General features: G+C 62.3%; 1 protein-coding gene. It reads right to left on the reverse strand.

Annotated elements, in window-relative coordinates:
- The coding region (locus FJV41_RS56305) for a magnesium transporter MgtE N-terminal domain-containing protein (RefSeq protein ID WP_141649677.1) at window positions 1-408 on the reverse strand (408 nt) is incomplete at both ends.

Below are 408 nucleotides of genomic sequence, written 5' to 3' on the forward strand. Positions count from 1 at the left end.
AGCTTGTTACGGGTGGTAACGAACAGCTTATCGGTGTTTTCCGGCATTTTACCGAGACGCCGCAGATAGCGCTGCACCGCCGCCAGGGTGGCCTCCGGTCGCACCGTAATGACCTCAAACTCCATGATCGACCCGACGCTGTTGTCGGCGTAGCGCATAATCTGGCGAATACGGGCGCGCTTCTCGGCCGGCAGGGTCGCCAGCAGCCGTCCGGTCAGGTTGCGCGGCAGATGCTGCAGCAGGTAAACCTGTTCATCGATATCCAGCGGCTGCATGGCCTGCAGCAGCTCGGGGTCGCTCATCTTGTCGATCAGGTCGCCCCAGACGTTCTCTGAGGCCTCCAGCAGCACTTCGCCGCGTTTATCGTCGGGCACCAGGCACCATAGCGCGGTGCGGGCGTCATAGGGA

This window comes from Myxococcus llanfairpwllgwyngyllgogerychwyrndrobwllllantysiliogogogochensis, from assembly GCF_006636215.1.
In the GTDB taxonomy this organism is placed as follows: Bacteria; Myxococcota; Myxococcia; order Myxococcales; family Myxococcaceae; genus Myxococcus; species Myxococcus llanfairpwllgwyngyllgogerychwyrndrobwllllantysiliogogogochensis.